This window comes from Pseudomonas sp. 43(2021) (genome assembly GCF_017490805.1).
Taxonomy (GTDB): Bacteria; Pseudomonadota; Gammaproteobacteria; order Pseudomonadales; family Pseudomonadaceae; genus Aquipseudomonas.
Window position 1 is genome coordinate 22,221 of sequence record NZ_JAFGYJ010000010.1, and the last position, 7,738, is coordinate 29,958.

A 7,738-nucleotide genomic window follows, 5' to 3' on the forward strand; every position below is an offset into this window, starting at 1 on the left:
GCCCATGGCCCGCCCCCGCGTGCGCCTGGGCGACCTGTCGGTTGGTTTTGTCCAGCCGCTGACCGAGGCCCTGCGCGAACTGGGCCATGACCCCGAGCCGCTGCTGCGCCGCTATGGCCTGGATGCGGCGCGCCTGGGCGAAGCTGGCGCGCGCTTGTCGATTCCGCGCTACATGCACCTGGGTCACGCTGCCATCGAGCTGTGTGGCGAGGCCGCACTGGGCTTGCACATGGGGCGTCTGAGCCGCCTGGCGCATGCCGGCCTGGCCGGGGTCACCGCCGCCCAGGCGCCGACCCTGGGCGAGGCGGCACGCACCCTGTTGCGCTTCGAGCCACTGTACGCCGCCAACTACCGCGGCCACTCCAGTTTTCAGGAAGATGCCCAAGGCGCCTGGCTCCGCTTCTACTCCATCAGCCCATACAACGCCTACAACCGATTCGTGGTGGATTCGCTACTCGCCGGCTGGCTGGCCCAGCTTGCCGACCTTGCCGGTACACCGGTGCAGGCCGAACGCCTGGATATCGAGTTTGCCGCGCCCGCCTATGCCGCGCGCTACCAGCCCTTGTCCAGCACGCCCGTGCAGTTCGCGGCCGACGGCAACCAGCTGCGCCTGAGCCGCGCCACGCTGCAGCTGGCCAACCCCAGGCACTGCCCAAGCACCTGGCAGCACCTGCTGCAGCTGTGCGAGGCGGAAATGCTGCAGCGCACGCGGGTGCGCAGCCTGGGTGAGCGCATCACCCACCTGCTGGGGCCGTTGCTTAATGGCGGCCGTGAACCGGACCTGGAAGAAGTGGCGCTGCACCTGCAACTGCCGACCTGGACCTTGCGCCGCAAACTGGCCGAGGAAGGCACGCGCTATCGTGACCTGCTCAGCGAAACACGGCGCGACCTGGCCGAGACCTACATCCGCGATACGGAGCTGGCCTTTGGCGAGATTGCCTATCTGCTGGGGTTTGCTTCGGCCGAGGCCTTCCAGCGCGCCTTCAAGCGCTGGACGGGCCTCACACCGGGGGAGTTTCGCCGCAGCCAGCGGCGGGTGGGCTAGAGCTCGGTAGCGTCGTCAGCCGGTTCCGGAGTGTCCAGTTCATAAGCCTGGAATTCGAGAAGTTCTTCCTGGTATTCGTCCATCGCCCTGCGTCCTCTCATCTCATGATCTTTATCAGTGTCGCCTTCAACCTAAGCAGGTGGAGTGACGGAATGATGACAAGCTTATGAGTGGTTAACGTAGCAGGTGTTCAGGAAGTTTTCGCCAGGTGTCTGTAACAAGGAATGTGTCCGGCCTGTACCAGCCGCTCCCACAGGATCTCCACAGGCTCTGAAACTTGCGCATTACCTGTGGGAGCGGGCAAGCCCGCGAAGGGGCCGGTACAAGCTAAAAATCAGAGAGCGGGCGATGCAGCCTCGGCAGGCTGGGCTTCCTGCTGGACCTCGATTGGCGCCGACTCCGCTGGCGGCGCCACCGGCTGCGAGCCCTGGCTGTCGTCCGCCACCGGTGCGGCTACCGCCTCGCTGGTCGGGGCAACGGCGGACGGAGCTGGCGCCGCGTCAACCAAAGGCGCCGCTACCGGGGCCGGTGCCACCGCAGCCTGCTCCGGTAACCCCAGGGCAGCCGCCGGCGCTTCGGCCTTCGGCGCGGGCTCCTCGACCTTGGCCTTGCTCTCCTGCGTCGGCTTGGGCTTTGGCAGGTAGCTCTCCACCAGGGCGAAATAGCGGTCATAGAACTGCGCCGCCGTCACCGTCTCGCTGGCCACCTTGACCATCGAGTCGTCGCTGGAGCCGATCGGCATCGACACCGACCCCAGTACACCCACGCCCAGGCTGGCGGAGGTGTTGGACTTTTTCAGGGCGTAGCGGTCCTGCAAGGCGTTGGCGAACATGGTCGAGCGCTGCGCGTCGCTCACATCGGGTGCACAGGTGACGTTGAAGCTGATCTGCAGGTGGTTCTCGCTGTTCTGCTGGAAGCTCTTGTTGCCTACCACCTGGTTGGCACCGCTGCTGGTGATGATGTAGCCCTGGCTGAGCAAGGCACGCCGGGCGGCCTCGCAGGAGCCGGCATCGCTCACCGGGAAGCTGCGCGAGAAGGTACCCGAGTCATCGAAGTTCTCGTGCTCGTAGACAGCAGCTTTTTTCGAGGAACAACCGGCCACGCCCGCCAGCACCAGGGCCAGCCCGAGCGCACCAAAGACGGAAGATCTGGTCATTGCGAATTCCGGGTAAGTCGAGAAAGTGCCTATTGTGCAACACAGCAGGCAGGCACAGGAACCGTTGATCGGTGAAGAGTCTGTCAGGTTCGTGTAAATCCGGGTCAAGGGCGGCAATTGCCAGGCGCAAAAACGAAAAAAGCGACCCTAAGGTCGCTTTCCCGTGGCTTCGAGGCGTTCAAGGGGCCTCGAGGCGAAGATGGCGCAGCGGACGGGACTCGAACCCGCGACCCCCGGCGTGACAGGCCGGTATTCTAACCGACTGAACTACCGCTGCGTATCATTCAGGCTTGCGCCTGATTGAAACCTGGGTCTACCCTTCCGGCGCGGCGGCCTCAGGACAGGCACAAAAAAAGCGATAACATGATCGCTTATCTTGTGTTTGCTTCAAGGTGTTCATGGGACCTTGAAACGAAGATGGCGCAGCGGACGGGACTCGAACCCGCGACCCCCGGCGTGACAGGCCGGTATTCTAACCGACTGAACTACCGCTGCGTATCGTTCAGGCTTGCGCCCGATTGAAACTGGGTCAGCCCAAGGCATTTTGCCCTGATGCTTCAGACCGGTGACAGGCACCCATCTGTTACTGAAAAATGGCGCAGCGGACGGGACTCGAACCCGCGACCCCCGGCGTGACAGGCCGGTATTCTAACCGACTGAACTACCGCTGCGCAGTGCGTTCCTCTCTGGCTATCGGCTTCTTGCGAAACCTGATGCACCAGGAACATCTCAGGAAGTGGTGGGTGATGACGGGATCGAACCGCCGACCCTCTGCTTGTAAGGCAGATGCTCTCCCGGCTGAGCTAATCACCCTCGCGATGTTGCTTGTTGCGTTTGCTTCGCTGAGGCCGCGAAATTTACGCAGGTGGCGAAGCTAAGTCAATAGCCCCGTTGGATTTTTTTCAAAAAAACCAAAAGCGGTGCGGTTGCCTGTGCCGGCCTCTTCGCGGGTAAACCCGCTCCCACAGGTACTGCACAGGTTTTGATAACTGTGTTGCACCTGTGGGAGCGGGTTTACCCGCGAAAGGGCCGATACAAGATACGCAAAATGCTCATGTATAGATCATCTTGCGGGTCATGCCGCCATCGACCACGAACTCCTGGCCAGTGACGAACGCCGCCTGGCGCGACAACAGCCAGGCCACCATGGCCGCCACGTCTTCCACCGTCCCTACCCTGCCCGTCGGGTGCTGCGCATGGTCCGCCTCGGTCAACGGTTCGGCACGGCGCTGCGACGGGTCACGGGCATCGATCCAGCCCGGGCTCACCGCATTGACGCGGATCTCCGGGCCCAGGCTCATGGCCAGAGCATGGGTCAAAGCCACCAGGCCGCCCTTGCTCGCCGCGTAGGCTTCGGTATCGGGCTCGGACTGCCGCGCCCGGGTAGAGGTAAGATTGACGATCGCCCCGTTGTGCGCGCGCAGGTACGGCGCACAATGCTTGGCCAACAACATCGGGCCGTTGAGGTTGACCGCCAGCACCCGGTTCCACTGTGCCAGGCTCAGGCTTTCCAGCGTCTGGTTGTGCGGGTTGGCGATGGCCGCATTGCACACCAGCGCATCCAGGCGGCCAAACTGCCCCAGAACCTCGGACACCCCGGCACTAACCTGAGCCTCGTCGGCAACGTCCATGGTGATGAACCAGGCATTGTCACCCAAGGCCTTGGCCGCCTTGGCACCGCGCTGGCGGTCGAGGTCGCTGAGCACTACCTGCCAGCCTTCGCAGATCAACCAGGCAGCAATGCCCAGGCCGATACCGCGCGCGGCACCGGTCACCAGGGCTACCCGGCCGTTGTGGCCGGGCGTACTGCCGCCAATTTCGATCACAGGGCCGCCAACCCGCGCGCCAGGTCGGCCTGCAGGTCGGCCACGTCTTCCAGGCCCACGGCAACGCGGATCAGGCTGTCGCGGATACCGGCGGCTTCACGCTCCTGCGGCGTCAGGCGACCGTGGGAGGTGGTGGCCGGGTGGGCGATGGTGGTCTTGCTGTCACCCAGGTTGGTGGTGATGGAAATCACCCGGGTAGCGTCGATGAAGCGCCAGGCGCCCTCTTTGCCACCTTTGACCTCGAAGCTGACCACCGCACCAAAACCACTCATCTGGCGCTTGGCCAGTTCGTGCTGCGGGTGGCTCGGCAAGCCGGCGTAATGCACTTTCTCCACGCCCTCCTGCTGCTCCAGCCATTCGGCCAGTGCCTGGGCGCTTTCGCAGTGCGCACGCATGCGCAGGCGCAGGGTTTCCAGGCCCTTGGTGAAGATCCAGGCGTTGAACGGACTGAGGGTCGGGCCTGCGGTACGCAGGAAGCCCACCACTTCTTTCATCTGCTCCGCACGGCCGGCAACCACGCCTCCCATGCAGCGGCCCTGGCCGTCGATGAACTTGGTGGCCGAATGGAACACGATGTCGGCACCCAGCTTCAGCGGCTGCTGCAGCGCCGGGGTGCTGAAGCAGTTGTCCACCACCAGCATGGCACCGTGGGCATGGGCGATTTCGCTGAGGGCGGTGATGTCGACCAGCTCGGCCAGCGGGTTGGACGGCGATTCGACGATCAGCAGCTTGGTGTTGGCCTTGATGGCCTTTTCCCAGCCAGCGAGATCGACCAATGGCACGTAGTCCACCTGCAGGCCAAAACGCTTGAAGTACTTCTCGAACAGGCTGATGGTCGAGCCAAACACGCTCTGCGACACCAGCACATGGTCACCGGCACTGCACAGCGACATCACCACGGCGAGGATCGCCGCCATGCCGGTGGAGGTACCCACGGCCTGCTCGGCACCTTCCATGGCCGCCAGGCGTTCCTCGAACGCACGTACCGACGGGTTGGTGTAGCGCGAATAGACGTTGCCCGGCGTTTCACCGGCAAAGCGCGCGGCGGCGTCGGCAGCCGTGCGGAACACATAGCTGGAGGTCAGGAACAGCGCTTCGCTGTGCTCGGCCTCCGGTGTACGGTTTTGACCGGCGCGCACCGCCAGGGTGTCGAAACCGACACCCTCGAGGTCACTGTCCAGTCGGCCGGCATCCCATTGATCCGTCATGCCGTCGCTCCCGAAATCAGTTGTTGTAGAGGTCGATGATCGCGCTGACCGCCTGGTTCTTGACCTTGGCCAGGTCGTTACGCGCCTGCTCGATGCGGTCGAGGTAGGCTTCGTCGATATCACCGGTGACGTACTCACCGTTGAATACCGCGCAATCGAAGTGGTCGATCTTGATCTTGCCGCCACCGACCGAGTCGATCAGGTCCGGCAGGTCCTGGTAGACCAGCCAGTCGGCGCCGATCAACTCGGCCACTTGTTCGGTGGTACGGTTGTGGGCGATCAGTTCGTGAACACTCGGCATGTCGATGCCGTAGACGTTGGGGTAGCGTACCGCAGGGGCTGCGGAGCAGAAGTAGACGTTCTTGGCGCCGGCTTCGCGGGCCATCTGGATGATCTGCTTGCAGGTGGTGCCGCGCACGATCGAGTCGTCCACCAGCATCACGTTCTTGCCACGGAACTCCAGCTCGATGGCGTTGAGCTTCTGGCGTACCGATTTCTTGCGCGCGGCCTGGCCGGGCATGATGAAGGTACGACCGATGTAGCGGTTCTTGACGAAACCTTCGCGGAACTTCACGCCCAGGCGGTTGGCCAGTTCCAGGGCCGCGGTGCGGCTGGTGTCCGGGATCGGGATGACCACGTCGATGTCGTGCTCAGGGCGCTCGCGCATGATCTTGTCGGCCAGTTTTTCACCCATGCGCAGACGGGCCTTGTACACCGACACGCCATCCATGATCGAGTCCGGGCGGGCCAGGTAGACATGTTCGAAGATGCACGGTTGCAGCTTCGGTGCTTCGGCGCACTGCTTGGTGTACAGCTGGCCTTCCTCGGTGATGTACACCGCTTCGCCCGGCGCCAGGTCGCGGATCAGGGTGAAGCCGAGCACGTCCAGCGCCACGCTTTCCGAGGCGATCATGTATTCCACGCCTTCGTCGGTGTGACGCTGGCCGAACACCACCGGGCGGATGCCGTTGGGGTCACGGAAGCCGACGATGCCGTAGCCGGTAATCATCGCCACCACGGCATAACCGCCAACGCAGCGGCTGTGCACATGGGAAACCGCGGCGAACACGTCTTCTTCGGTCGGCTGCAGCTTGCCACGCACGGCCAGCTCATGGGCGAACACGTTCAGCAGCACTTCCGAGTCGGAGTTGGTGTTGACGTGGCGCAGGTCGGACTCGTAGATCTCCTTGGCCAACTGCTCGACGTTGGTCAGGTTGCCGTTGTGCGCCAGGGTGATGCCGTAGGGCGAGTTGACGTAGAACGGCTGGGCCTCGGCCGAGGTCGAGCTGCCCGCGGTCGGGTAGCGCACGTGGCCAATGCCGATGCTGCCCACCAGGCGCTGCATGTGGCGCTGCTGGAACACGTCGCGCACCAGGCCATTATCCTTGCGCAGGAACAACCGGCCGTCATGGCTGGTCACGATACCGGCAGCGTCCTGGCCGCGGTGCTGGAGGACCGTAAGCGCGTCATACAGCGCCTGATTGACGTTCGACTTACCGACGATACCGACGATGCCACACATGCGACGCAACCCCTACTTTGACGAAACTTGAGTGAATAGCGCTCAGGGCTTTGCCGGCCCGAGCAACTGTTCCTTGAACGGAAGATCAGCCGGAGTGCCGATCAGCCCACTGGGTGTCCACTGGCCGGTAAAACCCAGGATCAGGTTTTTCGACCAGTCGGCGACCAAGAGAAATTGTGGTATCAGGCGTGATTCCTGCCACCAGGTGTCTTGTTGAACCGGCCCCAGGCTGATCAGCCCGATGGCCACCACCACCAGCAAGGCCCCGCGCGCAGCACCGAAGGCCATGCCCAGGAAACGATCAGTGCCGGACAGCCCGGTCACGCGGATCAGCTCGCCGATGAGGAAGTTGATCATGGCCCCCACCAGCAAGGTGGCGACGAAAAGAATGGCGCAGCCGGCGATGACGCGCATCGACGGCGTCTGGATGTAGCTTTCAAGATACACCGAGAGCGAACCACCGAACATCCAGGCAACCGCACCGGCAATGATCCAGATGAGCAAGGACAAGGCCTCCTTGACGAAGCCGCGCTTGAGACTGATCAGTGTGGAGACGGCGATGATCGCGATGATCGCCCAATCAACCAAGGTAAATGCCACGGTGCTGCCTGCAGACGTTTGAGGCGGCGCATTTTACCAGAGCGACGGGGGCTTGGGTAAGCGGAATGTCAGGTGATTAGCGCCACCCGGGCTTACACGATTCTTGTGGGAGCGGCCTTGTGTCGCGAAAGGGCCGCAAAGCGGCCCCGGCGATTCTGGCTGTGTCGCTGAGACCCTGGGGCCGCTTCGCGCCCCTTTCGCGACACAAGGCCGCTCCCACATGGACCGCGCCGCTGCAAGACCCATACTGAACCTGTGGGAGCGGGTTTACCCGCGAATGGGCGGCAAAGCCGCCCCGGGGGTATCAGCTGCGTTCAGGCTGGAAGCGCACCACGAAGCCCTTGAGGCTGTTCTGGCGGTTGATGGCGTCACGCACGCGCT

6 protein-coding genes, 4 tRNA genes and 1 pseudogene are annotated in these 7,738 nt (G+C 63.4%); 1 reads left to right on the forward strand and 10 read right to left on the reverse strand.

Going from position 1 to position 7,738, the window contains the following annotated elements; genetic code table 11:
• Window positions 1–4: 4 nt before the first annotated feature.
• The gene (locus tag J5M71_RS10805; RefSeq protein WP_207832162.1) at window positions 5–1,045 is read left to right on the forward strand and encodes an AraC family transcriptional regulator; all 1,041 of its coding nucleotides are present in this window, start codon (window positions 5–7) and stop codon (window positions 1,043–1,045) included.
• Window positions 1,046–1,379: 334 nt separating this feature from the next.
• Here the strand turns inward: J5M71_RS10805 and J5M71_RS10810 are convergent, their stop codons facing one another.
• The 10 genes and pseudogenes from J5M71_RS10810 to J5M71_RS10855 form a co-directional block, all read right to left on the reverse strand.
• A complete protein-coding gene (locus tag J5M71_RS10810) occupies window positions 1,380–2,201 on the reverse strand; it encodes a DUF2242 domain-containing protein (RefSeq protein WP_207832164.1) in 822 nt (273 codons plus the stop codon).
• 200 nt (window positions 2,202–2,401) lie between these two features.
• Window positions 2,402–2,478: transfer RNA gene (locus J5M71_RS10815), tRNA-Asp, on the reverse strand.
• Between the two features lie 141 nt (window positions 2,479–2,619).
• A tRNA-Asp gene (locus J5M71_RS10820) sits at window positions 2,620–2,696 on the reverse strand.
• Window positions 2,697–2,795: 99 nt separating this feature from the next.
• Window positions 2,796–2,872: transfer RNA gene (locus J5M71_RS10825), tRNA-Asp, on the reverse strand.
• Window positions 2,873–2,938: 66 nt separating this feature from the next.
• Window positions 2,939–3,014: transfer RNA gene (locus J5M71_RS10830), tRNA-Val, on the reverse strand.
• A 239-nt stretch (window positions 3,015–3,253) separates the two neighbouring features.
• A complete protein-coding gene (locus tag J5M71_RS10835) occupies window positions 3,254–4,027 on the reverse strand; it encodes an SDR family oxidoreductase (protein ID WP_087502423.1) in 774 nt (257 codons plus the stop codon).
• Window positions 4,024–5,235: an O-succinylhomoserine sulfhydrylase gene (locus tag J5M71_RS10840; RefSeq protein WP_087502424.1), complete on the reverse strand. Its 1,212-nt coding sequence runs from the start codon at window positions 5,233–5,235 to the stop codon at window positions 4,024–4,026. Before J5M71_RS10840 ends, J5M71_RS10835 begins: the two co-directional genes overlap by 4 nt.
• Before the next feature lie 16 nt (window positions 5,236–5,251).
• The gene (purF, locus tag J5M71_RS10845; RefSeq protein WP_085625289.1) at window positions 5,252–6,757 is read right to left on the reverse strand and encodes an amidophosphoribosyltransferase; all 1,506 of its coding nucleotides are present in this window, start codon (window positions 6,755–6,757) and stop codon (window positions 5,252–5,254) included.
• 42 nt (window positions 6,758–6,799) lie between these two features.
• The gene (locus J5M71_RS10850) at window positions 6,800–7,357 is read right to left on the reverse strand and encodes a CvpA family protein (RefSeq protein WP_013971612.1); all 558 of its coding nucleotides are present in this window, start codon (window positions 7,355–7,357) and stop codon (window positions 6,800–6,802) included.
• Window positions 7,358–7,661: 304 nt separating this feature from the next.
• A pseudogene (locus tag J5M71_RS10855) lies at window positions 7,662–7,738 on the reverse strand (SPOR domain-containing protein); the annotation flags it as partial.